Origin of the sequence: Alistipes sp. AF14-19 (assembly GCF_003461645.1) — a bacterium.
In the GTDB taxonomy this organism is placed as follows: Bacteria; Bacteroidota; Bacteroidia; order Bacteroidales; family Rikenellaceae; genus Alistipes; species Alistipes shahii.
Window position 1 is genome coordinate 84,027 of the sequence record NZ_QTXM01000008.1, and the last position, 25,314, is coordinate 109,340.

The following is a 25,314-nucleotide window of genomic DNA, read 5'->3' on the forward strand; positions in this document are numbered from 1 at the left end:
AAGCAGAAGCATAAAAATAGAACCTTACTATATCTATGAGAACATTTCCAATGGGCGGAGTCCATCCGTCGGAAAATAAGTTGAGCTGCGCCAAACCGATCGAGGTGCTGCCGCTGCCCGATGTGGTGACGATTCCCCTCGCACAGCACATCGGCGCCCCGGCGGTGGCCAAGGTCGCCAAAGGCGATCGGGTGCTCACGGGCCAGCTCATCGCCGAAGCCGGCAGTTTCATGTCGGCGAACATCCACTCCCCGATTTCGGGTACGGTGACGGCTGTCGATATGGTCGTCAACGGCCAGGGCCTGCGCCAGATGATGATCACCATCAAGCGCGAGGGCGACGACTGGGCCGAGGGCATCGACCGTTCGGAGGCGCTGGTGAAGGTCTGCTCCTTCTCGGCGCAGGAGATCATCGCCAAGATCAAGGACGCCGGCATCGTCGGCATGGGCGGAGCGACGTTCCCCACGCACGTGAAACTCTCGGTTCCACCCGGAAAGAAGGCCGAGTGCGTCATCATCAACGGCGTGGAGTGCGAACCCTATCTTACGTCGGACCACCGCACGATGCTGGAGCACGGCGAGGAACTGGTCGTCGGCGTCACGATTCTGATGAAGGCCGTGGGCGTCGGGAAAGCCTATATCGGCATCGAGAACAACAAACCCGACGCGATCGCGCATCTGACGAAGATCGCCGCCGGATACAAGGGCATCGAGGTCGTACCCCTGAAGGTGATGTACCCGCAGGGGGGTGAGAAGCAGCTGATCGCAGCCGTCATGGGCCGTCAGGTTCCGCCTCCGCCCGCGCTGCCGATCGACGTGGGGGCCGTGGTGTGCAACGCCTCGACGACCGTTGCCGTCTATCAGGCCGTGCTGAAGAACAAACCGCTGATCGAGCGGGTGGTGACCGTCACGGGCAAGAGCGTGAAGGAGCCGAAGAACCTGCTGACCCGCATGGGTACGCCGATCTCGGCGCTGATCGAGGCCGCGGGCGGCCTTCCCGGGGATGCGGGCAAGGTGATCAACGGCGGTCCGATGATGGGCCGGGCGATGGTGAACCTCGACTCGCCCGTGACGAAGGGCTGCTCGGGCATCACCGTCATGTCGGGCCGCGACGCACAGCGCCGCGAGGCGACGCAGTGCATCAAGTGCGCCAAGTGCGTCTCCGCCTGTCCGATGGGACTGGAACCCTATTACCTCTCGAAGATGACCCAGAAGAAGGGCTGGGACGAACTGGAAGCGCTGATGATCACCTCGTGCATCGAGTGCGGCTGCTGCCAGTCGACGTGTCCGGCCTATCTGCCGCTGCTGGACTGGGTGCGCCTCGGCAAGCAGACCGTGATGGGCCTGATCCGCGCACGCGCAGCGGCTGCACCTAAAAAGTAAATGAAAAAACAGTATAGATATGGCTAATAAACTCATTGTGGCTCCCGCACCCCACGTGCAGACGGCCCAGTCGACGACCCGGATCATGCGCGACGTCGTGATCGCGCTGATGCCCGCGCTGGTCGTGTCGACGGTGGTCTTCGGACTGGACGTGCTGCGCGTTACGGCCCTTTCCGTGGTGTCGTGCGTGGTGATCGAGTACCTGATTCAGAAATTCATGGTCCGCGGTGCGACTACCGTCGGCAACTGGTCGGCCGTGGTGACGGGCGTGCTGCTTGCCTTCAACCTCCCGGCGTCGATTCCCTGGTGGATCGTCGTGATGGGCGCCTTCGTGGCCATCGCCGTCGCCAAAATGACCTTCGGCGGCCTGGGCAAGAACCCCTTCAACCCCGCGCTGGTGGGACGCGTGTTCCTGCTGATCGCCTATCCGGTGCAGATGACCACCTGGCCGCTGCCCGTGAACGGCTCGTTCGACGTTCTGTCGGGCGCCACGCCGCTGGCGGCCGTGAAGCAGGGGCTGGCGGGTCCCGGCGCCATCGGCGTGCAGGAGATGCTGCTGGGCAACATCCCCGGTTCGCTGGGCGAGGTGGCCGCTGCGGCCTTGCTGTGCGGATTCGTCTACCTGCTGTGGCGGCGCGTGATCACGTGGCACATTCCCGTGACGGTGCTCGCGACGATGGCTGTGTTCGCCGGGGTGGTTGCGATGTGCTCCGTGTCGTTCGACGCGCTTCCGCAGGCTGCCGACGGAACCTGTTCGGCCGGTTATAAACTGGGATACCTCTTCGGGACTGCGTGGAGGGCCGGTATATTCCATGTCCTTGCGGGCGGCGCGATGTTAGGTGCGATCTTCATGGCCACGGACTATTCGACCTCGCCGATGACCGTTCGGGGCGGCGTGATCTTCGCCGTGGGAATCGGACTGATCACCATGTGCATCCGTCTGTGGGGCGCTTATCCCGAGGGCATGTCGTTTGCGATCCTGATTATGAACGCCTGCGTGCCCCTGATCAACAAATATGTCAAACCCAAGCGCTTCGGCGTGAAATAAGAGGAGGTGACAGCATGAAAAGTACACTTTTGAACATGACGGCCGTCCTCTTCGGCATCACCCTCGTGGCTTCGGCCGGAGTGGGCTTCGTCAATATGATTACCGTGGAGCCGATCGCGGCGGCCAAGGAAGCCGCGACGCTGGCGGCCCTGAACGAGGTGCTCCCGGCGTTCGACGCCACGACGACCGAGGAGCTGACCATCGACGACATGCCGATCACGGTTTACACGGCGACGGCCGGGGGCAGCGTGAGCGGTTATGCCGTGCAGTCGATGACCAAGCAGGGCTTCGGCGGCGTGGTGCGCCTGATGGTGGGCTTCACGCCCGAGGGCGAAGTCGTGAACGTCAACGTGTTGGAGCAGACCGAGACTCCGGGTCTCGGTACCAAGATGGCCGACGAGGGCAACGTCCTGCTTGCGAGCGTCAAGGGACGGAAACTCGAATCGAAGAAGCTCGTCGACGGCAAGCTGGCCGTGACGAAGGATGGCGGCGACGTCGATGCGCTGACCGCCGCAACGATCTCGTCGCGCGCCTATGTCGACGCGATCAACCGCGCGTGGATGGCTTACAAGAGCGTGGCGACGGGCGAAGCCCCGACCGACACGGCGTCCGGAGCGACGGCTGCCGCCGGACAAACCAACGAGCCTGCGGCTCAGGAAGGAGGTCAAAATGAATAAACTGCAAATTATATCGAGCGGCATCGTCAAGAACAACCCGACGTTCGTGCTGGTGCTGGGCATGTGCCCCACGCTGGGTACGACGACTTCGGCCGAAAACGGCATGGGCATGGGGCTGGCGACGATGGCCGTGCTGATCATGTCGAACCTTGTGATTTCGCTGATCAAGAACATCATTCCCGACAAGGTCCGCATCCCGGCGTTCATCGTCGTGATCGCCTCGTTCGTGACGATCATCCAGATGCTGATGCAGGCCTATGTGCCGGCGCTGTACGGAGCGCTGGGTGTCTTCATCCCGCTGATCGTGGTGAACTGCATCATCCTCGGCCGCGCCGAGGCCTTCGCTTCGAAGAACTCCCCGCTGGATTCGATTCTCGACGGCGTGGGCATCGGCCTGGGCTTCACGCTGGCGCTGACTGTGATCGGCGCCGTGCGCGAGATCCTGGGCAGCGGCGCCATCTTCGGCGTCAACCTCGGCTTTGCGGACGTCGCGCCGCTGATCTTCGTGCTGGCCCCGGGGGCATTCCTGGTGCTGGGCTATCTGATGGTATTGTTTAACAAATTAGCCAAGAAATAGTTATGGAGCTTTCCTATTTTGCAATCATCATCGGCGCCATCTTCGTCAACAACGTCGTGCTGGCGCAGTTCCTCGGCATCTGCCCCTTTCTGGGCGTGTCGTCGAAAGTCGAGACTTCGCTGGGCATGGGAGCTGCCGTAACCTTCGTGATGGCCATTGCGGCCGTCGTGGCGTGGCTGATTCAGACCTATGTGCTCGTGCCGCTGGACATCGTCTACATGCAGACGATTGTCTTCATCCTCGTGATCGCGGCCCTCGTGCAGATGGTCGAGATCATGCTCAAGAAGCTCTCGCCGTCGCTCTATCAGGCGTTGGGCATCTTCCTGCCCCTGATCACCACCAACTGCGCCGTGCTGGGCGTCGCGATCCTGATGATCCAGAAGGAGTTCAACCTGTTGCAGAGCGTCACTTATTCGGTGGCCACGGCCCTCGGTTTCGCCCTCGCGCTGGTGCTCTTCGCAGGTATCCGCGAGCGTCTCGATTTCGAGGACGTGCCCAAGGCGTTCAAGGGCATTCCCATCGCGCTGATCACGGCCGGGATTCTGGCCATGGCGTTTATGGGATTCTCCGGTCTGGTTTGATTTCCGATTTGTAAGCGGCTATTTCCGCACATCCCTCGAACGGGGCGAATGGAATGTACTTGAGGTACTATCCATCCGCCCCGTTCTTCACGATATACGGAACTCCCCGGCTTAAAATCAAAAATCTGTTTCACGATGCACGGCATCTGTCCCGCATTGTTTGGAAAACGGGTTCGGAACCGGTGCGCATGCCGCCCCCGGTTGCAGCCGGATTCAGTTGAATTCGATGAGGAGATGCGTCGCCCAGAAAGGATCGGGGGCTTCGCCCGGCAGGGGAAGGGGAGGGGCGAGTTCCCCGGGAAAGAGCGTGCGCAGGGCATACCCGGCCTCTCCGGTGCGTTCGAGGATCAGTTGGCAGGCTCCGGTGGAGATCGTGCGGGAGGTGCGGACCGTGCGGACAGGGCATCCGTTGCGCAGGATGTTGCGAACCGTAGCCCGCTCGGCGGGCGTCAGCTCCGCGTCTGCCGCCAGTCCGCTCGTCCCGACGGGTTCGTCGTAGCGGAACGACAGGCGCACCCGGCCGTCGGCTCCGGGGTGCAGGGCGGTGAAAGATTCGGGGAAATCCCGTTGCAGCCGCGCGACGGCTTCCTGCGGAGAAAGGGCGAAAGTGCGGAGGAATTTGGACCCGGGCATGCGTAGCTGGCCGTCGATCGCCTCGTCGGTAAATCCCGCCCGGCGCAGGCTGTCGCGCAGGGCTTCGTCCGCCGTTTCGAAATGGGTCAGGACGTGAAAAAGCGTTTCGGGCGAATAGGATATTCGTTCCATCTCCGATCAGGATTTGTTGCGCCGGTAATGCCAGACGGAGATGCTTGTGATCACGATTGCGGAGAGCAGGAGCGCGGCGAAAATCCGGAACGGGGTCGTGCCGCTTTCCCAGCCGAAATAATCCTTGACCAGCGACGCGCCGTCGTAGGTCGCCGAGCAGACGGTCAGCATCGTCAGGAAGAGGATAAGGCCCGCCAGCCGCCGCTCCGAGTTCTTTTCGAGGCGTTCGGCCTCCTGTTCGAGGTGGCGGTGCAGTTGTTCGCGCTCGGTGGCGATGTCCAGCCCGGTGTCGATGGCCCGGTAGATGAGCTGCGGCAGGAAGTTGTAGGAGATATTCGAGAAGGCGTACCAATGCTCCTGCTCCTTCATTTTGTGGAGCAGCCGGATGGACTTCCGGTCGTTGGCGGCCGAGCGGAATTGCCGGTTGACGACGAAGAGCAGCGTCTTCTGGTAAAGCGCATGGATGTAGATCAGCCGGAAATAGCTGTTGGGCCATACCCACATCTGTGCGGCCGTGCGGCCTTTTGCAACCACAGTGAAACTGTCGACCAGCGCCAGCGCTTTCCAGTTGCGGAATGCCGAAATCGTGTGGGTGCGGATGATCCGGTCGTAATATTCCTGGGAGGGGGAATATTCGTGTTTGTGGTCGGCGACGCAGCCGACGGGGCTCAAGGTTCCCAGTTCGAAGAGCAGTTCGTCCGAGAAGTCGTCCAAAATGAAGATCTGGAAACATTTCAGCTTGTTGCCGGTGAGGGTCAGGCCGGAGAAACGTCCCTGACGCGGGGATTCGGCCGACGGCCGGGGAGGGCACAGCCGCAGGATCTCTTCCAGCAGGGCGAGGTACTCCGGGGCGTCGATCTGCGATTTCAGAATCCCCTGCTCTGCGATCTCATAGCAGGAGGTCTCGCGCAGAATGCCGTGTGCGGCGATCAGCGTGTCGAGCGTCGTTTCAGGCTCTTCGGCGATCTCCATGGCGAAAAGGCAGATGTCGTAGGGGAAGAAGAAGAGGTGGAACCGGCACAGTCTGAAGGCGTATTCCGCGGCGGGGAGCTTTGGGTGGCGCAGCGTGCAGAGCCGGTCGGTTTCCAGGGTCAGGTGCGCCGTGTCGGCATAGACCGCCCCCGAGGTCTGTCCGTCGACCTGCATGAGCGAATCAATGAAACTCTCGTAATAGATGCTGCTGAGCCGTTCGTAGGCCTCGCGGGTCAGGGGTTTTTCCGCCTGCCACCGCTTGTCGGCGGCCTGCACTTCGGAGGCCCGTCCGACGGCGGCGAGGTGGCTGCAGAAAAAGGTATGCGCGTAATGCAGTTTGTTATCCATGGATCGTTGTGGGTTAAAGCAGGGTTACTCGGACGAAGGGATGGCGCCGCTTCGGGTCCCCGGGGTTTTCGATGCGGACGACCGTCACCTCGGATATGGTTGTGCCGGGCTGCGGGATAAACTGGCCGACGCCCGTGAAGAAAAGTTTCATGTCGGCCTTGGAGATCGTGGCTTCGATCCCGGTGTCCCCGAGCAGGACGACGACGCTCTCGTCCGAGGAGCGCCGCACCGTGGCCGGATAACCGCTCCCGACGCCGGGCGTGTGTTTGAGGAAGGGATCGCCGACGGTCTGTCTGTGGCCCAGCAGCAGGCCGCCTTCCGCGGGCGAGAGGTGCAGTATCCGGCATGAAACCTTCTCGCCGCGCTTCCAGACGCCGTGCCACTGGTCGCAGTACTGCCACATGATCTCGGAGCAGTGGAGGAAGCCGACGGCTCCGCCGCAGCGCATCAGGTAGCCGCCTGCGGTCGTCCCCAGCACCGTGCAGGGGAGCGTGTCGCCGGTCTCGCAGGTCAGCAGCGGGTTGGGGGTCAGCGCGCAGGCGTTGAGCGTCGTGTACTTTGTCTTGCCGATGATCTCTTCACCTGTGATGACGGCGTTGATCCGGTCGCCCGGCTGGCACGGCACGTCGGGCGGGCGGTTCCAGTAGAACTCCGAGGACCGGATCGCCGCGTCGTAGAGCCTGCCCCGTTTGGGGAACGTGCAGAACACATGATGCGCCGTGGCCTTGACTACGGTGCACTGCACGCGGGAGCCGACGGCCAGGTCGTTGTTGGTCGTGGGCGTGAGTGAGAATGTGATCTGCCGCTTCGTGAAACGGATGGCGGAAACGTAAACCGTTATGTTCGCATCGCTCCGGATGTTCATGGCCTTGATCTGCGCTTCGCTGACCGGAAGCGTTCCGACGAGTCCGTTGACCCGGACGAGGCACATCGTTCCGAACAGGCTCTGCACCGTGCCCTCCGCCTTCTGACCCACGCTGAACGTGAGCAGCGGATCGTGCGTTACGGCGCGCTGCGAAACGTAGAAGGTGCGTTTGACCTTGTCCACCGACAGTATGCGGACTTTGACCTCGTCGCCGCATTCGGGCGCATGTCCCGGCAGAACCTCCTCCCGGGGCATCGAGAGGTAGAGTTCCCCGCAGCGGAGCACACAGACCGTCTTGTCGCCTCCGGCCACCGTGGCTTTCACGATGTCGCCGTTGCGGAGCCGGGCCTGCTCGAACGGGTCGGTCGCGGCGCGGGTTCCGATCGAGACGTAGATCATCCGCGCATCGGGGTCGATGCGTTCCACGACGGCCTCCTCGCAGCGCGAGCCGATCGGGTAGAGCGCAAGCTCGGTCGCCGGCTGCCAGAAACGGCTCTCGGCGCACACCCGGTAGAAAAGATCGCCGTCGCGCAGCAACAGTCCGAAGCGCGGCGACCGGAAGCAGATTTCGCCCGAAACCCGGTCGCCCGGCCGCACCGGGATCTCCGACCAGTCGTTGTAACGCTGCTGCACGCTGAGCTTCAGCGTCCGCGTCTCGGGGTCGGCGGCTTCGACGACCATCGTCAGCTGTTCGCGCACCGCGTAGAGCATCTTGGCGTTGGCGATCGGGAAGAGGCTGGCGCGTTCGAGCGGAACCCGGCAATAGATGCCCCGGAAGCAGACCGTGATCGCCTTGACGGCCACATGAATCACCTCGGCGACATCGACCGTGCCTACGGTACAGCTGTCGAACTGCGAATAGTCGCTGACCAGTTCGGCCGATACGGTGAGCGCATTGGCCTTTTCGTCGATGCCCGTCACGCGCATCCGGACCAGCTGGCCCGGTCCGTAACGCTGACTGGGGCTCTCGTTCTCCCGGAACCCGGCATCGGTGTCGGACAGGAAGGCGCGATAGCCTTCGTATTCGGCCCACAGGCCTGTGGCGGTCCGTTCCGTCACGGTAAACCAGAGCCATTCGCCGGGGCTGAACCGTAGCTCTTCGCCGGACAGCTCTTCGCAGCGGCGGGTGAGCCGGATTTTTCGTTGCACGGGGTCGATGGAGAGAATCCGGGCGCGAAGCGCGTCGCCCGCCTTGTAGTTGCGGCGGATTTCGCCTGCGAACTCCGTATTGGCGATGTAGCACGGATACCCGCTGCAATCCACGTAGATGCCTTGCGGAACTACCTGCATGACGCTCCCCCGGACCAGATCGCCCTCCGCAAAGGGCATCTCCTGCAGGAACGGGTTGGGCAGAAGCTCCCGGACGCTGAATTTCAGAATGCGGCTCTCCCGGTCGAACCGTTTGACTTTCACCCGGAGCGTGTCGCCGTCACGGTAGTTTTCCCCGATGCGGAAAACCGGCAGCCAGCTCAACTCCTCGCGGCGCAGGGTCACGACGATTCCGTGGTAGTTGACGAAGAGGGCCGAATCCATCACGTAGTCCGCCGTCACCTCGAGCGTGTCGCCCTCCGTAAGCCGGACGCCTTCCCAGTCGGGCGTATATTCGTCTTCGGGCAGTCGGAACGCCAGGCTTCGCGTGTCGGGATCGACCGCCGTTACCTCGGCTTCGATCTCGCGGCCGGGACGGAAGAAGTTGGCGAGATTCTCGACGCCGCTCCAGACGGCGTCGTCAAGCGTGAGCCGCCCCGCATAATCGTAATAGGTCACTTCGGCGGCGAACTCCTGCGGGATGAATTTGCGCAGCGTCACGTCGAGTTTCTCGCCCGGGCGGATGTCGTCGAGCGACCGCGTGTCGTCGACCATGTCGCGCAGGCTCGCCTTGAAAGTCAGTTTGCGCGGCATCAGGTCGGTGACAACCGCTTCGATCTCTTCGCCCGGGCGGTAGGCCGCCGCCGAACGTCCGGCCCGCTCCCAGGCCAGGTCGCGGGCGAAGATCACGCCGCGCAGCGCCGGCATTTCGACGCTCTCGACGGTGAGCTGCTCGGGCATTTTCCGCGCCGCGGTCCGCACGTCGGTGATCCGGACGCGGTGCGCTTCGCCGATGCGCAGCGGCATGTCCGCCGGAGGAATGCCCTCGGCATAGCGGAGGCTCAACGCGAGGGAGAGGTCTTCGTAGTCGATTTGCAGGATCACCGCCGAAAGACGCTGACCCGGAACGAACGTCGCGGAAGGTTCGCCCCATGCCAGCTCCCCGCACGGCACGACGCCGGCATAACCGGCCGCGTCGACTGTGAGCGTCCGGTCGTCACCGACCGAAACGACCGTGCATTCCACCGTGCCGTACTGCCGGAATCCGGCTTCCACCCACGGGCGGGGCAGGATTTTCACGAGCGAGAAGCGAAGGCGTCCCTGCTCCCGGTCGATGGCTTTGCAACAGACGGCCACCCGGTCGCCCGGAACGAGCGTCGAACCCAGTCCCGGGGCGAGACCTTCGATCAGGCCCGCATAGCCGGCGTATTCGACCGCCGCCTTCTCTCCGCAGTGCCCGACTACTTCGGCGACGACCGTATCGTTGTCCGACACCGGGCAGTAAAGCCACGGATTGGGTTGCAGCCGGCGGATGCTGAGCCGCGGAACTCCGCTCTTCTCCAGTCGTTCGACCACGGCCTCGATCTCTCCGCCCGCCGCGTAGCGGGTCGGCAGGTAACGTTCGCCCAGCCGGAAGGGCGGGGTCCAGGTCGTATCCCCGAGAAGCACCGAAGCTTCCGTGTCGTTGCACTTCACCACCATGAGTTTCTCGGTGATGCGCGTGATCCGGGCGGAGAGGCGCGCTCCCGCGACGAACGGAACGGCGGCCCCGGCCAGCAGTCGCCGCCGGCTGAAGCGGCAGAGGCCGCGGGCGGCGTCGTAATCCAGATGGCAGACCCACAGCCTCTCGCCTTCGTCGTAGAGCGAGCAGGCCGAGTCGACGATTCCCCAGATGATCTCCTCCCGGGGGATGAATCCGAAGCACCCTTCGCCCGGACAGAAGACATGGATGCCCTCTTCGGTGCAGTGCTTCACCTCCACTTCGGCCCCGGCTCCGTTGCGGAATGCGTCGGAGAGCTGCGGGCGCGGCTCCGTCAGCAGCCGGCGCTTTCCGGCGTCGAACCTGGCGACATAAAGCCGGAAACGGCCGTCTGCCGGCAGCTCGTCGGCTGCGACGGACTCCAGCCACGGCTTTCCGGCGAGGATCGCCGTGTCGCGGGGCGAAAGCCACAGGTCGATTCCTTCGTAACGCACGATGGCCGATCCTGCGTCGAAGGCGACGAGCTGCGTTTCGATGAAGGATTCGGGGGCGATACGGAGCGATTTCCACGGATCGGGAATCAGGGTGCGATGGTCGAACAGCAGGCAGCCGCGTTTGAAATCGTAGGCCGCGGCCTGCGCCTCCAGACGCTCGCCGGGTGCGAGGCGCGAGGTTTCCGGCGCACTCCATGTGGCGCGTTCGAAGGAGAGCATGCCGCGGATGCCGCCGGCGGTTTCGACCCGGTACCCGGCCCGTTCCCGGCCGAGGACGGTGATGTCGAATCGTTGGCCGACCATCCGGCGGCAGTCCTCCCGGTCGGGCGAACCGACGTAGAGGCGCTGGTTGCGGCGGTCGATGCCCTCGATGCGTACGCGGCGTAGCTCTCCCGGGTGGAAGAGCGCGTCGGGCTGCACGTCGCCGCAGGCTCCGGCGACGAACGTGCGGGCCGTTTCGCGGGAGCAGACGCCCAGCCGGCCCCCGACATCGAAACGCACCTCTGACGCCGTGGCTTCCACGACTTTCGCCTCCGCCACGTCGCCTTCGGCGATCGGAACGCTCCACGGATCGGGCAGCACGGCCTTGCGGCTGAACTGGGCCACCCGCTTCGTGCGGTTGATGAAAATGAGCTGCGCCTCGATCCGCTCGCCTTCGGCGAATGCGCCTTCGGCGCTCGGCGGGGTGATCCACCCGATGCGTTCGCGGGGTATCTCGCCGATGATTCCGTCCAGGGCGACCATGACGGCCATGCGGTCGGTCCGCAATACCGTTACCTCATACTTCGAGCCGACTCGGTAGTTTACCCCGTTCCACGGGGATTCGGCGCCGCCGGTTCCGCTCAGGAACAGAACCCGGGCTTCGGGGTCGAACTTCACGAGCAGGACCCGGAGCCGGTCGCCGGTCCTGTAACGGTTCATTCCGCTCTGGAAGTTGAACCACGAGACATTGTATTTCAGCACCTCGCCCACGATGCCGTCGGCATTTACGAGCAGGTTGCCGTTCGGCAGCACCGCCGCGACGGTCCCCTCCGTCGTGTCGCCCTCCCGGTGGGGGTAGGCCGGCCAGGGGTCTTCGAGCAGCTCCTTGCGGCTGAAGACCAGCTCGCCGCTCGCCGCGTCGGCCCGCAGGACGAGCGCTTCGACCTGCATGCCCGGGCGGTAGGCCGAGCGGTCGACGATCCGGGACGAATTCCAGTCGAGTTCGTCGTTCGGGATATAGCCGATCACGTCGCGGTGCGTCACGATCATCCGGTCGGGGCGTATCTCCGCGATGACCGGGTAGCAGCGGTCGCCTTCGCGCAGGCCGGCCTGCGCCCAGAGGGACTCCCTGTCGTAGAGCAGGCGGACCCGGCGGACGCCGTCACGCTCTTCGGCGCGTACGCGGACCCGGCTGCCGTGGCGGAGCAGGCACTCGGTGACGTAATCGGGCATTTCGGGCCGCTCCAGTTCGATTTCGATCAGCCGTTCCTGCTGCAAGGCCCACAGTTTGCCCGCCCCGGCGGCGTGGGCCACCACCTGAAGGTCGTATTCGGTCCCCGGTTCGAGACTGTCCGGAACGGTGTCGCAGTCCGTGGTGAAACACTCCAGCACAGCCTCCGACGGAGAGAAACGCGAGACGAACGCCTCGACCGTTTCGCCCGCCTCGGGCCGGCGGGCGGTGTAGGGTTTCAGAATGCCGAAAACCCGGTCGTAGCCGATCCGGATTTCGTCCTCCCGCACGTCGCACACCTGCACCCGGATGCGCTTCCCTTCGGCAATGCCGGAGAGGGAGTCCCAGGGGTTGACCGGCGGCTGCGCCAGCCGGAAAAAGGTCTTTCCGTCCGACCGTCCGACCCGTACGGCGATCCGCTCGCCGGGCGAGAAGGCGATGTTGCGGGCCATCGGGAAGGAGTAACTGCCGACGGGAAGGAACCCGAACACCTCGCCGGCCCGCCAGAGTATGATCCCGGCCTGCCCGTCCTCGAAGAGCACCTCGGCGTCGAGCGTCAGACCCTCGTCGAGAGCCTGGATACGGTCGGCGATCAGACTTTTGAACTGGAATTTCGGATCGCCGTGCTCGAAAAAGCCGCAGACGCGCACCTCGGTCTCGAGCGAGTGTTCCCGGAGGTAGTTGTTCAGCGAGTAGGGCAGCTCCTGCGGGTGGAGGTGGAACGAGCAGGAGCGTTGGTCGATCGTGGTTCGGATCTCGGTCGTGGCCGGGATTTCCGTCGGGGTGATTTCGCAGCGGAGGATGTCGCCTTCCGCCAGCCCGTAATCGACCGTTTTGTCGAGCAGCTCGAACAGGAAATGGCGCTGCTTGTCGTTGCGTCTGATCATCTTCACCCGCAACGGCTGGTTCGGGAGGTAGATCCCGTTGCGGAAGCGTTCCACGCAGTTGGGGATCGAGTTCCTGTCGACGGTGTGGACCTCGCCGCGATAGCGTACGGAGAGTCCGTTGCGGGTGACGTTGTTGACATGGACCGTGACCGTGTCCCCGACATCGAGCGTCAGCGAGTCGAAGGCGACCGGGGCGTCGTCCGTTACGGGGTCGAACGTGTACCGGAGCCGGCCCGACTGCTCGTCGCGGGTTTTCGAAAGGAGCTTCGCCCGGATTTTCATGCCGCGGCGGTAGGCGGCGGCGATCTCGCCGCTGCGGAAACGCTCGTCGTAGTTAGGAAGCGACTTTTTGTGGATCAGTCCGTCGTTTCCGCCGAAGGAGACGAACAGGCCGAAATCGACCGCCCGGTTGACATAGACATCGAAACATTCGCCTTCCGCGGCCTCGACGGGAGCGGGACGCACCGGATTCAGGCAGACCGGTTCGTCGACATTGGTTTTCAGTCGGTTGAAATCCGTATAGTCCCAGCATTGCGCTTCGATCCGCTCGCCCGCCAGCAGCCGGAAGAGGTGCTCGCCCGTGCAGTTCTTCGGGTTGAGCGTGAAATGGCAGCTGTTGCCCGGGGCGTAAACCCGGAAGCGTCGGCCCGAAAGGGCGTGGGCGGTCAGTTCGCTTTGCAGCCGCTCCACGTCCGCCGCGGCCAGTCCGACTTCGAGTGTCGTATGTTCGCGGATCGAGGCGATGAGCTGGTCGAACGATTGCTGCACGGCCTGCTGCTGCGAGACCGCGTCGCGCCAGGGGGTTGCCCCGGCGGCGATCTCCACCTCGACGAAGGCTCCGTCGGCGTAGCGCGCCGCGTCCGCGTCGGAGACGGCGATCAGCTGGTCGAATCCGCAGTCGAGGTAGCGGCGGCCGCCGACGCTGCACACGCGCCCCAGCAATCGGTCGGCAGGGGCGGCGGTGCGGATGGGTTGCAGGGAATTCCTATTCTCCATGTGCGTTTTCGGTTGAAGGGGTTTGTGCCGGGTCGGGGGTCAGGTGGAGATACCATTTGCCCTTGGCGATGAAGAAGGAACACGGGGTTCCCTTTTCCCAGGCGGAAATGACCGACCACCGCTGGTTCGACGTGTCGTAGAGCGTGATGGTCACCTGCGACCGGGGAAGGCGCTTGTCGTCGGCCGCCACGGTGAGTTCGAACAGCGTCGTGCCGCTCGCGGCGTCCTGCCGGGTGACTTTGTCCACGACGCGGCCCCGGTAAGAGGGCGCTGCGCCCGCATACTGCACGTTGTCGGCCATCATCGTTTTGCCGGCGTTGCGCCGCCGCTTGTAGAGCAGGTTCTCCGTGGCGAAGAAGGTAACCCGGTCGCCGGGCTGGAGCGTCTCGTCGTCCCGCATCGGGTAGTAGTAGTCCTCCGTCTCGTTCTCCACGGAGATAAAGGCGTCGCGGCGTTCGTTGTAATAGACCACCACGCCCGTCTTGCACCCCATGCAGGGCTGCCGCGGAATGTCGCGCAGCAGGCGGATGCGGTGGTTCTTCTCGAAGAGGACATGGCTGTCGGCCTCGTAGCCGGGAGCCGAAAAACCTGCCTCCGTGTCGCAGGTGCAGGCCGTGGTCTTGTGCAGGGGCGAATAGACGGTCAGCCCCTGGGCGTTGTCCTGGGAGACGATGCGGCAGACGTCGAAAACCTGACCGCAGGTTTTCATCCGGCAGATTTGTTCGAAGAACTTTTCATTGTCGAGCAACAGGTAGGAACGGCTCTTGGCCACGAAAAATTCGATGATCTGTTCGTTTATGATCGTGACCGTATGGGCCATTTCGCTGCTGACGACGTCGCAGATGTCCGCGTGGTAGCGTTCGGGACGGCCGTATGCGATCAGCGGGAAGATCACCCCGAATCCCACCTGCTCGGGTTCCGTGCCGGACTCCCCGCGGCGGAAGAAATGGACGCTTCCCGTGTTGAGGATGCGCGGAACCACGCCCGTTTCGGTCTCCACGCCCAGACACAGGTACTCCACGCCGTCCAGTATTTCGGTGACCGGGTTGCGGGGGCGGCACATGATCTTGGTGTCGTCGAGCGAAAGCCACAGTTTGTCGATTCCGGTCAGCGGCCTGACGATCCGGATTCGGTTGCTGCCCGCCTTGTTGTAGCCCAGCGAGTGGATTTTGTACAGCGCCTTGTCGACCTTGGGAATGTCGATCGTGTTGACGACCGGCATCAGGATCTCCACCAGGAGCCGGTTTGCGGCGTAGTATGCCGCGGCGTCCGCCTCCGCGCCGCCCGGGAAATCGACGACCGCCAGCCGCCCGTAACCCGTCCGCCGAACCGCGTCGCCCGCCTGGTAAAGCTCCATCTGCGTCTGGCGTCCGCCGGACGACAGGGTGATCCGGGTCGCCTGCGACACCGTCCGGATGAAGCTGTCGCAGTCGATGGCCGCTTCTCCGGCGCACCACACGAGGAGCGTGCCCGTCCGTTCCCCGACGGTGAGGTTCCGGAAGCCGAACATGACGCCGGGGAACTCTTCGAAGCCGATTTCGCCCGATTCCGGAAAGCGCAGTTCGGCGCGCAGTTCAAGTTCGACGCACCACTGCACCGGCTGCGGCGTCTGCCGGATGCACAGGTGCGCCGTCGAGCCGGGGGCGCGCAGGTAAAGCCCTTTGGCGAGCGGCATGCCCGAGTCGGGCACGAGAAAGCGGGCTTCGCGGCCCTGCAAGTCGATTCCCGCACAGCAGACGTTGACCAGCATGGTGGAAGGGCCGCGCGATTCGCCGGTGAACGAGAGCTGCGCGGGCTGCATTTCGTGCTTCAGCGTGATGGCGAGCGAACCTTTGGCCGGAACGGCGGACTGCCCGTCGGCAAGCTCCAGCTCCAGAAGCGACAGTTTGGAATTCGGCTCGTAATACTCCGCCGATTCGAGGCGCAGGCTGAGTTTCCCGACCCGGAAATCGTCCTTCCCGGCGATGTAGCGGTCGCAGACCGACCGGTCGCGAATCCGGGCCACGAAATCCTCGTGGAATATGCGCAGGACGAACGTGGTGCGGTTCGAGAGGCAGAAGATATAGGGGATATGCTCGGTCGAACCGTCGGGGAGCGTATGGCGGAGCGTTCCCGACGGTTTCAGGTCCCATTTGACGGACGAGCGCAGGGTGAGTTCCGCGAAGCCCTGCTGCATCTTGCATCCCGCGACGAACCGGCAGGTGGCCGACTGGTTTCTGGTCCACAGGCGGACGGATGCGCCGGGGTAGCGGTCGGCGTTCATCAGCTTGTCGGTGATCACCAAGGCCTTGCGGCCGGCGTACCCGAAGAGGATGTAGGGGGTCTCCGGGGCTTTGAGCGGAGCCTGGGTGATCGGCTGGAACAGCCGGTGGCTGCGGTAACGGTTCTCCGGGCGCGTACGTCGGTCGATGACGACCGGTGCGGACCGGTCGTCGCCGCGGAAGAAGGTGATTTCGCCCGTGAAGCGGGGAAGGCCGCAGGCTGCATCGCGCCGGAGCGTAAGGACGCGGTGGCAGATCAGCGGGGCGCTCACGGCGAAACGCAGGCTGCACTCGGCCGATCCGATCCGCACGCCGGTTCCGGCTTCGGCCAATGCGTGCAGCCAGGCGATCTCCGCCTTGTCGTAGCAGGTCACCGAAATCTCCTTGTTGCTGGCCGAGGCCGCATAGGCGAGTTCCGTCCCGTCCGGTGCGACGATCTTCCCCGAGACGGGCAGCAGCGAGCCGTCGCGGCTGCTCAAACTGAAGGTCTCGCCCCGGGCGTCGACGTATCCGTCGGCTTCCACGCGGCAGAACATGCGCGTGTCGTCGGTCCGGATACATGCCGTCAGCCCTTCGAACGGGGTGTTCGCATCCTTGATCGCGAGCCGTATCCGTTCCGCGTTCACATCGAAAATGCGGTAGATCAGCCCGTCGTCCGACTCTTCGCTGTGCGTCTCCTGGGTCAGGTAGTCGTAGATTTCGTTGTCGTAGCGCTTGCGGGCCTCGCCGACCGGAATCTTTTCCAGCGGGAAAGCGTCCAGCAGTTCCGAGAGGTTGCCGGGGGAGATTCCCTTGCGGCCCGTACCTTCGAAAAGGAACTGCATCAGGCAGCGCGGGAAGTGGTTGCGGAAGATGTAGTAGCGGAAGAGGTAAAGCGCCATCTGTTCCCGGTTCTGCAACAGTGCGAAGAAACGCTCGGTGAAAATGAACGCGGCCAGCCTTTCGTCGTCGTAGTTGCGCACCAGTTTGCGCAGCTGCGACCATCCGATCTTCGTCCGGGAGCGTTCCGCCGCGGGGAGATCGTATCTCGAAATCAGGTAGTCGACATCGTCGATACAGAGCAGCAGGGTGTTGGCGTCCTGCGCCAGATAGTGGTCGCCGCCCTGCCGCTGCGCGTCGGCTTCCCGCCACTCCGCGATATAGCCGTAAAGCAGTTTCTGGGTGTATTTTTTCAGGTTCCCGAAAAGCAGCGAAAGGAACTTCCGAATCCGCAGCGCCGAGCGGGGGCGGAACAGCACCAGGTCGAGGTAGCGCGAGTGCAGGAAACGGTAGAACAGCCTGACGTCGGTGCAGTTGTCGATCAGCGCCCGGTGGAGCGCCGACGCCTTTACGGAATTCTCGGGCAGCTGCATGCCGAAATCGTCGGCGACGGTCAGCAGCAGGGTCGTCAGCCAGTAGTCCGAGAAAAGCTCCCTGAAAATCCGTTCGCTCGACAGGACGACGGCGCATTCGGCCAGCTGCCGGATATAGTCGTAATCCCCTTCCGTGTCGGGAACCGGATGGCCGATCCGGTAGACGACCATCGTATTGAGCAGCCACGATTCGATCAGCAGCCGCGCGTTGGGATTCGTTTTGTCGGTATAGGGTTTCAGGCCGGAAGCCATGCGCGCCACGAGGACCAGGTTTCCGTTGACGGCCGGTTTTGAGGGCAGGCCTTCGGTTTGCAGCACGCCGTCGGCGGTGGTTGTCGCGGCCGGCTGTGCGGGATTGCGCCCCAGGTCGTAGAGGGCCTTGACGAAATCGCGGCCGTCGGCGATGCACCCCTCCTTGCGGACCCATCCGCTGCAAATCAGCTCCAGCGTGAGTTTCAGGATTTCGAAATTGCGCTCGTTGGTTACATCCAGCTGCCCGGGCAGCGGCGCGTGCCGTTCGCAGAAGTCGAGCGCCAGACGCCGGGCGAAGAAATATTCGAGGTAGGTGTCTACGAAAAACGTGAGCCAGCTCCCTTTGTGGTCGACGCTTTGTTCGACGATGTGCAGTCCGATCAGGCTGTCGACGAGCTTCTCCACCCGGTCGGCCCCCTTGTAGCGCGGGTCGCGGGCGATCTCGATGACGAAATCCTCGCGCAGGACCCGTTGCCCTTCGGCCGCGATCCGCCAGGCCATCTGTTGCAGCAGGTCGAAGGCGTTGAAATTGACCGCTTCGTCCACCAGCTTCTCCCGGCTCCGGACGCTCAGCGACGACCGCATGAACATCTCCAGCAATTCGCCCCGGTTGCCGACCGCTGGAATCTTGTATTCCGTGCTGCCGAGCAACAGGGCGGCGATCATCATAAAGTTGAGCGGCGTGCCCAGCAGCTCCTCGATTCCGGCCCGGATTATTTGCAGCCGGAATTCGTCGATCCGCTCCTCCGGGAGTCCCAGCTGGCGGAGGTAGAGCAGAATCTGGTCGAGCGAAATCTCGCAGAGGTGGTAAACCCCGCACCCCTCGATCCGCCGGAAAGCCTCGCGGCAGGCTGCAAATTCGTGAATGCGTCCCGTGATGTGGAAGCGGCACTTGTCGTATTTGGCGATGAACGATCCGAGCGAGGCGATGAAGAGTTCGGGGCGGGAGACCTTCAGTTCGTTCAGCCCGTCGATGAAGAGCGCGATGCGGCCCTCTGCGAGCAGCTGCTCGGCATGGGCGAACACCATGCGCTTCCGGTCCTCGGTCGTCGTGATTCCGAAACCCGCGTTGAAGGCCGTCCGCAGGGCGTCGTCCATCGTTTGGCCTTCGGTGACCGCGTTGAGATTGATACGCAGGGGCAGGATCGAACGGTCGCCGTTGTGCCACAGGTCCGCATACTGGCGGATCAGGCGGATCAACACCGTGGTCTTGCCTGCGCCCGGGTTGCCCAGAATCAGGCTGATGCGGTCTCCGGCGTCTATCAGGTCGTCCATCGCCATGCCGCCCTGTTCGCCGTCCGTAAAGTCGCCGCTTTCGTGCGGACGGCCGCCGTAGTCCGGGTCGGACAGCCCCTCCCCGGCATCCTGCCGGCGCTGGAGTTTCAGAGGCAGCAGATTCAGCGTCTGCTGGTTGTCGATCCGGCCGATGAAGCCCACCTTCTGTTTCAGTTCGCGGTTCTGTTCGCCGAGCAGCTCCTCGAGGTAACGGTCCTTGAACCGTTCGAGGTCGAAGTCGTCGGCCGGAGATGCCGCTGCGGCTTTCTCCGGGGGAAGCTCGGGCCGGTGTTCGTCGAGATACCGCCTGTAATAGCCGGCATGGTGGTGGAGCAGCAGCAGCAGTCCGGTCAGCGTCAGCAGGAACAACCCGTCATAAGCATCGTTCAGATTGCCCCGGGGCATCAGGATGTCGCTTTCTTCCGTGTCGGTGTCGCTCGGGGAGTGCGTGATTCCGTTCCGGTAGCGGCGCAGCGTGTCGAAAAGACCTTTATACCGACTGTCGAACAGACCGCGTTTCCCGTCGGGAGACGGGACGCCGAGTTCGTTGAGGATGTATCCGAGGCCGTGTTTTTCGGCTTCGATCTGCCGCAGCAGGTCGCCGTTGCCGCACAGCAGGTAGATGAAGACTTTGATGTAGGATTCGAGCGAGATAAGCCCCATGCGCGTACACTCGATCCGGTCCTTGTCGTCCTTGTCCGGGAGATCGAGCCGGTTCCACAGCCCCTGGAATTTGGTCGCCAGCTCCGGCGTCGCCGCGCTGAACAGCACGATGTCGTCGAGCAGCTTCATCAGCTCCTCGAATTGCTCCAGGGGGACGATTGACCGGATCTGGACCTCCTCCACCGGCCGGTAGGTTTTGTCTTTCCGGTTGAAATAGTCGATATAACCGCGTCGGAACCGTTTTTGCAAATCCGGAACAATAATATTGGCGATGCGGTCGCTGCTGAATGTGGACATGGGCTGTGAATGACATTTACGGCCGCACGCCGACTTTCCGGACATCCGGTGAACCGGGAATGACCGTTCCGTCGGAACGCGGCATATAACAGGTAGACAAATATAGGAAAATTAGCCCGAAAATGCAAACAATGCGTCGCGGCGGACCGCCGTTTGCGATACGCGACCGTCGCGGCTGCGCTCCGGCGGTGGATCGGCGGCGGAGCGGGCGCAATCCGGGCGCGGCCGGAGGAAGGGACGGCACGGAATTTTCCGCCGGAGCCTTCTTCTCCCCGGTGGAAAATGGGCGCGAAATGAGAAAAATGGCGCTTTTCTATTGTCTATTTGGCCGGAATGACTATTTTTGCAAAATAGGGTTAGGTTAATTACATGGCATACACTTTCGACATATCCGATAACCGTCGGATCGTAGAGGCATTGAAAACCGGTGACGAGGAGACCTTCAAGGAGGTCTATACGGCTTTCTGCGCGCCTTTGCGACACTATGCCACGACCATTCTCCAGAACGAGCAGGCCGCTTACGAGGTCGTGCAGGACGTTTTTACCGCCGTGTGGCTCAACCGGAAGCGGCTCGACGCCGCAAAACCGCTGCGCAACTACCTGCTGCGCGCCGTGCACAACAACTCCCTGCGCCTGCTCAAGTACGACGAGGCCCGCCGCCGCCGCGAAATCAGCGCCGCCGCCGAACTGCACGGCGGATGGGACCAGGAGAAAGAGGTTCCCCCCCCCGAATTGGCCCCTGCTATTTCACGGCTTCCTGAACAGAGCCGCAAAGTGCTGCTGATGAGCTATTGGGAAAACAAGAAGAACGCAGCGATAGCCACCGAACTCTCCATCTCCGTGCGAACGGTGGAGACTATTTTGTACAAAGTAGTGAAGAAATTGCGCGGAGAAATCAAAAAAAAGTAAAAAAACAGTACGTAGTTTTCGGGTTCACCGTATTTATGGGGTAAAGAATAGTTATCCTGTATTATGGAAAGATCCAATTTTCCGCATCGGAATCTCGATGAGGACGATGAAGAGTTGCTGAACGGCATCTGGGCCGGGCTGGAGACGCCGGACGATCGTCCCGGTGCGGACAGCAGGGACTTCGACGACGTGAAAAGACGCATTCGCCGCCGTGGTTCTGGTGGTTCGTCAGCCCGGGGTGCTGCCCGAGCCGGACGCCTTCGCGCAGTTGCAGCAGATGGGTGTGACGGTGGAGCGGCCCCAGGTGGTGATGACGGCCGACGACGGAATGCGGCTGGTGCTGGAGAATGCGGCCCGTCTCGAACGGCGTTCCGAGGGTGAAGTGGCTCTGCGCACCGAGACCGGAGAGCAGCGTCCCCTGGCCACCGAGCGCAAACTGAAAGTCGAAGTGCCCAACGGACGTCAGTTCCGCCTGGTGCTGGACGACGGCTCGGAGGTGTGGCTCAACGCCGGATCGAAGCTCGAATATCCGGCGACCTTCGAAAATGCCTCCGAACGCTGCGTGCGGATCGAGGGCGAAGCCTTTTTCGAGATCAAGCGGGACACGTGCCGGCCGTTCTGCGTGGAGCTGGGCGACGGCGAGTGCATCCGCGTGCTGGGGACGAGTTTCAATGTCAACGCCTATGCCGGGAACGGCCGGCACGTGACGACGCTCGTAACGGGCAGGATCGGTTACGCCGCGTCGGCCGGTGCGGAAGAGGTGGTGCTGGAGCCTAACCAGCAGGTGAGCCGCGACCTGGCGGCAGGGACCGTCGCGGTCAGCGCCGTGGACGCGTCGGTGTACGGCGCGTGGAAAGAGGGCTGGCTGTGGTTCGAGAACGAAAGCCTGCCCGCCCTGGCCGAGCGTCTGGGGCGCATATACGGCATCCGGGTGGAGGTGGCCGCCCGGCTCGGGGAGTATACCTTCTCCGGGAAAATCCGCCAGGACAGGGGCGTCGAGTACATCCTCAACCTGCTGTCGGAAACGTCGGACGTAATCTGTAAGGTGGAGAACGGCGTGATGCGGCTCAGCTGACGGGGCCGCTTCGCTTAACGGAAACTTAAATAATGAAAGAATCGTTGTCTATGAAATTTTGCCAATCAATTCCGCAGAGCCGGTGGCGGGGGAGAACCCTGATGCTGCTGGCGCTGCTGCTGTGCATCGCGCTGCCGAAAACTTCGTCGGCCCAGCGGGTGTCGGTCGTGCTGGAAAACGTGTCGCTGGCCGAGGCGCTGAAGAAGGTGAGCGCGGCCTCCGGGTACGAATTCTTCTATAACTCCAACGTGGTGCTGAAAAGCGACAAGCGGATCACGGCCTCGTTCGACGGTACGGAGCTGAAAACCGTGCTGGATCACGTCTTTTCGGGAACGGAGTTCTCCTACCGGATCAAGGACCGCACGATCGTGGTCGTGCCGCGCCCCGCGCAGCCGGCTCCCGAGGAGCCGGCGTTCGTGGAGATCGCAGGACGGATCACCGACGGGTCGAACAAGGCCCCGATGGCGGGCGTGACGGTCGTCGTCGAGGGATCGACCATCGGAACTTCCTCGGACGCCGACGGACGCTACGTGCTGAAAATTCCCGCCGGCATTTACAACATCATGTTCTCGTTCATCGGCTATGAAATCCATGTGAAGCGTTACAACGGGCAGAACCTCGCGGATTTTCGGAAAATTTCGCTGACGCCGACCTCCGTGGAAGTGGCCGACGTGGTGGTGACGGGCGTCTACCAGCGCAAGAAGGAGAGTTTCACGGGCTCGGCGACCACGTTCAAGTCCAAGGAACTCAAGGCTGTGGGTACGCAGAGCGTCTTGCAGAGCCTCCGCACGCTGGACCCCTCGTTCAAGATCTCCGAGAGCGTCCAGTTCGGTTCCGACCCCAACCGCATGCCCGATTTCGAAATCCGCGGCAAGAGCAGCGTGATCGGCCTGAAGGAGGAGTACGGCACCGATCCCAACCAGCCGCTGTTCATCCTCGACGGATTCGAAACGACGCTGGAGACGGTGATGAACCTGAATATGAACCGCGTGGCGTCGGTGACCCTGCTCAAGGATGCGGCTTCGACGGCCATCTACGGCTCGAAGGCCTCGAACGGCGTGGTCGTGATCGAGACCAAGGCGCCCGAGCAGGGCCGTCTGCAACTCTCCTACAAGGGCGATTTCAGCGTCACGATGGCCGACCTGACAGACTATAATCTGATGAATTCGAGCGAGAAACTCCAGTTCGAGACCCTCGCCGGAGTGTATCAGGACACCAATCAGAGCATGGCCAACCAGCTGCGGCTGGACGACCTGCGCAACGAGCGGCTGAAAGGCATCGCCCGGGGCATCGACACCTACTGGCTGAACGAACCGCTGCGCACGGGATTCACCCACAGGCACAACATCTACGCCGAGGGCGGCGAGGAGAAGATCCGCTACGGCATCGGCCTGAGCTACGGCGAGGTGCAGGGCGTGATGAAGGGTTCCGACCGTCAGACCATCGGCGGCAACATCGACCTGATCTACCGGACCGGGAAATTCCAGTTCAGCAACAAACTCACGCTCGATTATCAGAAAACCAACGATCCCGCGGTCCCCTTCTCGGAGTATGCGCAGGCCAACCCCTATTTCAAGAAGTACAACGACGAGGGGCGGATCGACCGCTACCTCTATTATTACCAGGACCCCGAGCTGCTCGAAACCGAGGCCATCAGCAACCCGCTGTGGAACGCCCACCTGAACAACTACGACAAGGGCGACCAGTTCGGATTTACGAACAACTTCATCATCGAGTGGTTCGTGGCGAAGGACCTGCGGGTGCGCGGCAAGTTCGGAATCACGCACGCCACGGGAACGACCGACACGCGCCTGTCGCCCCTGCATACGGATTTCGACGATCTGGAGGAGACCGAAAAGGGCCTTTACACCCACTCGACGACCAAGCGCACCAACTACGAGGGCGACCTTACGGCGACCTACGGCCGCGTGCTGGCCGAGAAGCACATGCTCAACGCCGTGGCGGGATTCAACTTCAACGCCACGAAAAGGACGGCCAACGGATACAAGGCCAACGGCTTCACCGACGACCAGTTCGGCGCTCCGTCGTTCGCGAACGGCTATCCCGAGGGCGGCAAGTCGACCTACTCCGAGAGTCAGACGCGTGCCGCGAGCTTCTACCTGAACGGTGGCTACTCCTACGACAACCGCTACCTGCTGGACTTCAACTACCGCAGCGACGGCGCGTCGATGTTCGGCACGAACAACCGTTTCCGCAACACGTGGTCGGTGGGCGTGGGCTGGAACATTCAGAACGAGCGGTTCCTTCGCGACAGCAAGTTTTTCCAGCTGCTCAAGCTGCGCGCCTCGGTGGGTAATCCCGGCAACCAGAATTTCGCCGCCTACCAGGCCTTCTCGACCTACGCCTTCAACGGCTGGATGACCAACATCTTCGGCACGGGCGTGATCCTGAACCAGCTGGGAAATCCCGACCTCGCCTGGCAGGAGACGGTCAACTACAACGTGGGAACCGACGTGACCGTGTGGGGCAACCGGGTCAACGTCACGTTCGACTACTACGTCAAGATCACCGATCCCCTGCTGGCGATCATCACCACGCCCGGTTCGATGGGCATCACGTCGGTGACGATGAACGCCGGGCAGCAGAAGACCAACGGTGTCGAACTGACGCTCAAGGTGTCGCCGGTCTACCGGCCGCACGACCGCATCAACTGGAACATCAGCCTGAACGGCACGCACGCCAAGGCGAAGTACGCCAAGATCGGCAATGCGTTCAGTTCGCTCAACAACGAGGGCCGGGCCTCGCTCTCGGGGATGACCCGCTACTACGACGGCGGCAGTCCCACGGCGATCTGGGGCGTGCGCTCGGCGGGAATCGACCCCGCGACGGGCAAGGAGCTGTTCATCAAGAAAGACGGCACGTACTCGTTCAGCTACGACGTGAACGACGAAGTGGTGCTGGGCGACACGGAACCCAAGCTGGAAGGCGTGATCGGCACGACGTTCTACTACAAGGGCCTGTCGGTGGGGTGTTATTTCCGCTATTCGCTGGGCGCGCAGATTTTCAACTCCGCGCTGTTCCAGAAGGTCGAGAACATCGGCACGGCCGACGTGTTCAACAACCAGGACAAGCGGGCGCTCTACGACCGCTGGTCGCCGAACAACACCGAGGCCTATTTCAAAGGCATCTCGCTGACGCAGAAAACCGACAAGTCCTCGCGTTTCGTGATGGACGAGAACTACATCTCGGGCGAATCGTTCAGCATCGGGTATGAATTCACGCAGTCGTTCGTCCGCAAGCTGGGACTTTCGGCCCTGAGCGTGCAGGCCAACATGAACGATGCGTTCCGCATCTCCTCGGTCAAGAACGAGCGCGGCATCGACTACCCGTTCGCACGGACGATCTCGTTCTCCGTGGCGGCGACCTTCTGATCGTGACAATCTCAATACAAAGCGCA

General features: G+C 62.8%; 12 protein-coding genes. 8 read left to right on the forward strand and 4 right to left on the reverse strand.

From position 1 onward, the window contains the following. Positions 1 to 35: 35 nt before the first annotated feature. Genes rsxC through rsxA form a run of 5 tightly spaced genes read left to right on the forward strand, consistent with a single transcriptional unit; the run spans position 36 to position 4,265 of the window. Positions 36 to 1,382: an electron transport complex subunit RsxC gene (gene rsxC, locus DWW03_RS08805; RefSeq protein WP_162852211.1), complete on the forward strand. Its 1,347-nt coding sequence runs from the start codon at positions 36 to 38 to the stop codon at positions 1,380 to 1,382. 19 nt (positions 1,383 to 1,401) lie between these two features. After that, positions 1,402 to 2,430 carry an RnfABCDGE type electron transport complex subunit D gene (locus tag DWW03_RS08810; protein ID WP_015546721.1) on the forward strand — a complete coding sequence of 343 codons (1,029 nt, stop codon included), beginning with the start codon at positions 1,402 to 1,404 and terminating at the stop codon, positions 2,428 to 2,430. Positions 2,431 to 2,444: 14 nt separating this feature from the next. Beyond that, entirely contained in the window at positions 2,445 to 3,107 is a 663-nt protein-coding gene (locus tag DWW03_RS08815) for an RnfABCDGE type electron transport complex subunit G (RefSeq protein WP_022061819.1), read from the forward strand. Next, the gene (locus tag DWW03_RS08820) at positions 3,100 to 3,684 is read left to right on the forward strand and encodes an RnfABCDGE type electron transport complex subunit E (protein WP_015546723.1); all 585 of its coding nucleotides are present in this window, start codon (positions 3,100 to 3,102) and stop codon (positions 3,682 to 3,684) included. Before DWW03_RS08815 ends, DWW03_RS08820 begins: the two co-directional genes overlap by 8 nt. Positions 3,685 to 3,686: 2 nt before the next feature. Continuing rightward, positions 3,687 to 4,265, forward strand: a complete 579-nt coding sequence (gene rsxA, locus DWW03_RS08825; RefSeq protein ID WP_015546724.1) for an electron transport complex subunit RsxA — start codon at positions 3,687 to 3,689, stop codon at positions 4,263 to 4,265. Positions 4,266 to 4,478: 213 nt separating this feature from the next. Here the strand turns inward: rsxA and DWW03_RS08830 are convergent, their stop codons facing one another. The 4 genes from DWW03_RS08830 to DWW03_RS08845 are packed head-to-tail and all read right to left on the reverse strand — an operon-like array spanning position 4,479 to position 19,912. Continuing rightward, complete coding sequence (locus tag DWW03_RS08830; protein WP_015546743.1) at positions 4,479 to 5,030, reverse strand: hypothetical protein; 552 nt, start codon at positions 5,028 to 5,030, stop codon at positions 4,479 to 4,481. Positions 5,031 to 5,036: 6 nt separating this feature from the next. After that, positions 5,037 to 6,350, reverse strand: coding sequence for a hypothetical protein (locus tag DWW03_RS08835; protein ID WP_015546744.1), 1,314 nt, complete (start codon positions 6,348 to 6,350; stop codon positions 5,037 to 5,039). Positions 6,351 to 6,363: 13 nt separating this feature from the next. After that, positions 6,364 to 13,812: a S1 RNA-binding domain-containing protein gene (locus tag DWW03_RS08840; protein ID WP_118406622.1), complete on the reverse strand. Its 7,449-nt coding sequence runs from the start codon at positions 13,810 to 13,812 to the stop codon at positions 6,364 to 6,366. After that, entirely contained in the window at positions 13,802 to 19,912 is a 6,111-nt protein-coding gene (locus tag DWW03_RS08845) for an NACHT domain-containing protein (RefSeq protein ID WP_022061824.1), read from the reverse strand. The genes DWW03_RS08840 and DWW03_RS08845 overlap by 11 nt, the downstream gene beginning before the upstream one ends. Positions 19,913 to 20,281: 369 nt before the next feature. Between DWW03_RS08845 and DWW03_RS08850 the strand changes: the two genes are divergently transcribed. From DWW03_RS08850 to DWW03_RS08860, 3 genes are all read left to right on the forward strand, one after another. Then, positions 20,282 to 20,821: a sigma-70 family RNA polymerase sigma factor gene (locus tag DWW03_RS08850; RefSeq protein WP_022061826.1), complete on the forward strand. Its 540-nt coding sequence runs from the start codon at positions 20,282 to 20,284 to the stop codon at positions 20,819 to 20,821. A 211-nt stretch (positions 20,822 to 21,032) separates the two neighbouring features. Continuing rightward, on the forward strand, positions 21,033 to 21,896 hold the full coding sequence (locus DWW03_RS08855; RefSeq protein WP_118406623.1) for a FecR family protein: 864 nt from the start codon (positions 21,033 to 21,035) through the stop codon (positions 21,894 to 21,896). Between the two features lie 50 nt (positions 21,897 to 21,946). Beyond that, positions 21,947 to 25,288 carry a SusC/RagA family TonB-linked outer membrane protein gene (locus DWW03_RS08860; protein ID WP_022061828.1) on the forward strand — a complete coding sequence of 1,114 codons (3,342 nt, stop codon included), beginning with the start codon at positions 21,947 to 21,949 and terminating at the stop codon, positions 25,286 to 25,288. The last annotated feature ends 26 nt before the right edge of the window (positions 25,289 to 25,314 follow it).

Excerpts from the sequence above, each read along its gene's own strand:
- rsxC (WP_162852211.1), top strand. The coding sequence starts at position 36 with ATGAGAACATTTCCAATGGGCGGAGTCCATCCGTCGGAAAATAAGTTG.
- DWW03_RS08810 (WP_015546721.1), top strand. The coding sequence starts at position 1,402 with ATGGCTAATAAACTCATTGTGGCTCCCGCACCCCACGTGCAGACGGCC.
- DWW03_RS08815 (WP_022061819.1), top strand. The coding sequence starts at position 2,445 with ATGAAAAGTACACTTTTGAACATGACGGCCGTCCTCTTCGGCATCACC.
- DWW03_RS08820 (WP_015546723.1), top strand. The coding sequence starts at position 3,100 with ATGAATAAACTGCAAATTATATCGAGCGGCATCGTCAAGAACAACCCG.
- rsxA (WP_015546724.1), top strand. The coding sequence starts at position 3,687 with ATGGAGCTTTCCTATTTTGCAATCATCATCGGCGCCATCTTCGTCAAC.
- DWW03_RS08830 (WP_015546743.1), bottom strand. The coding sequence starts at position 5,030 with ATGGAACGAATATCCTATTCGCCCGAAACGCTTTTTCACGTCCTGACC.
- DWW03_RS08835 (WP_015546744.1), bottom strand. The coding sequence starts at position 6,350 with ATGGATAACAAACTGCATTACGCGCATACCTTTTTCTGCAGCCACCTC.
- DWW03_RS08840 (WP_118406622.1), bottom strand. The coding sequence starts at position 13,812 with ATGGAGAATAGGAATTCCCTGCAACCCATCCGCACCGCCGCCCCTGCC.
- DWW03_RS08845 (WP_022061824.1), bottom strand. The coding sequence starts at position 19,912 with ATGTCCACATTCAGCAGCGACCGCATCGCCAATATTATTGTTCCGGAT.
- DWW03_RS08850 (WP_022061826.1), top strand. The coding sequence starts at position 20,282 with ATGGCATACACTTTCGACATATCCGATAACCGTCGGATCGTAGAGGCA.
- DWW03_RS08860 (WP_022061828.1), top strand. The coding sequence starts at position 21,947 with ATGAAATTTTGCCAATCAATTCCGCAGAGCCGGTGGCGGGGGAGAACC.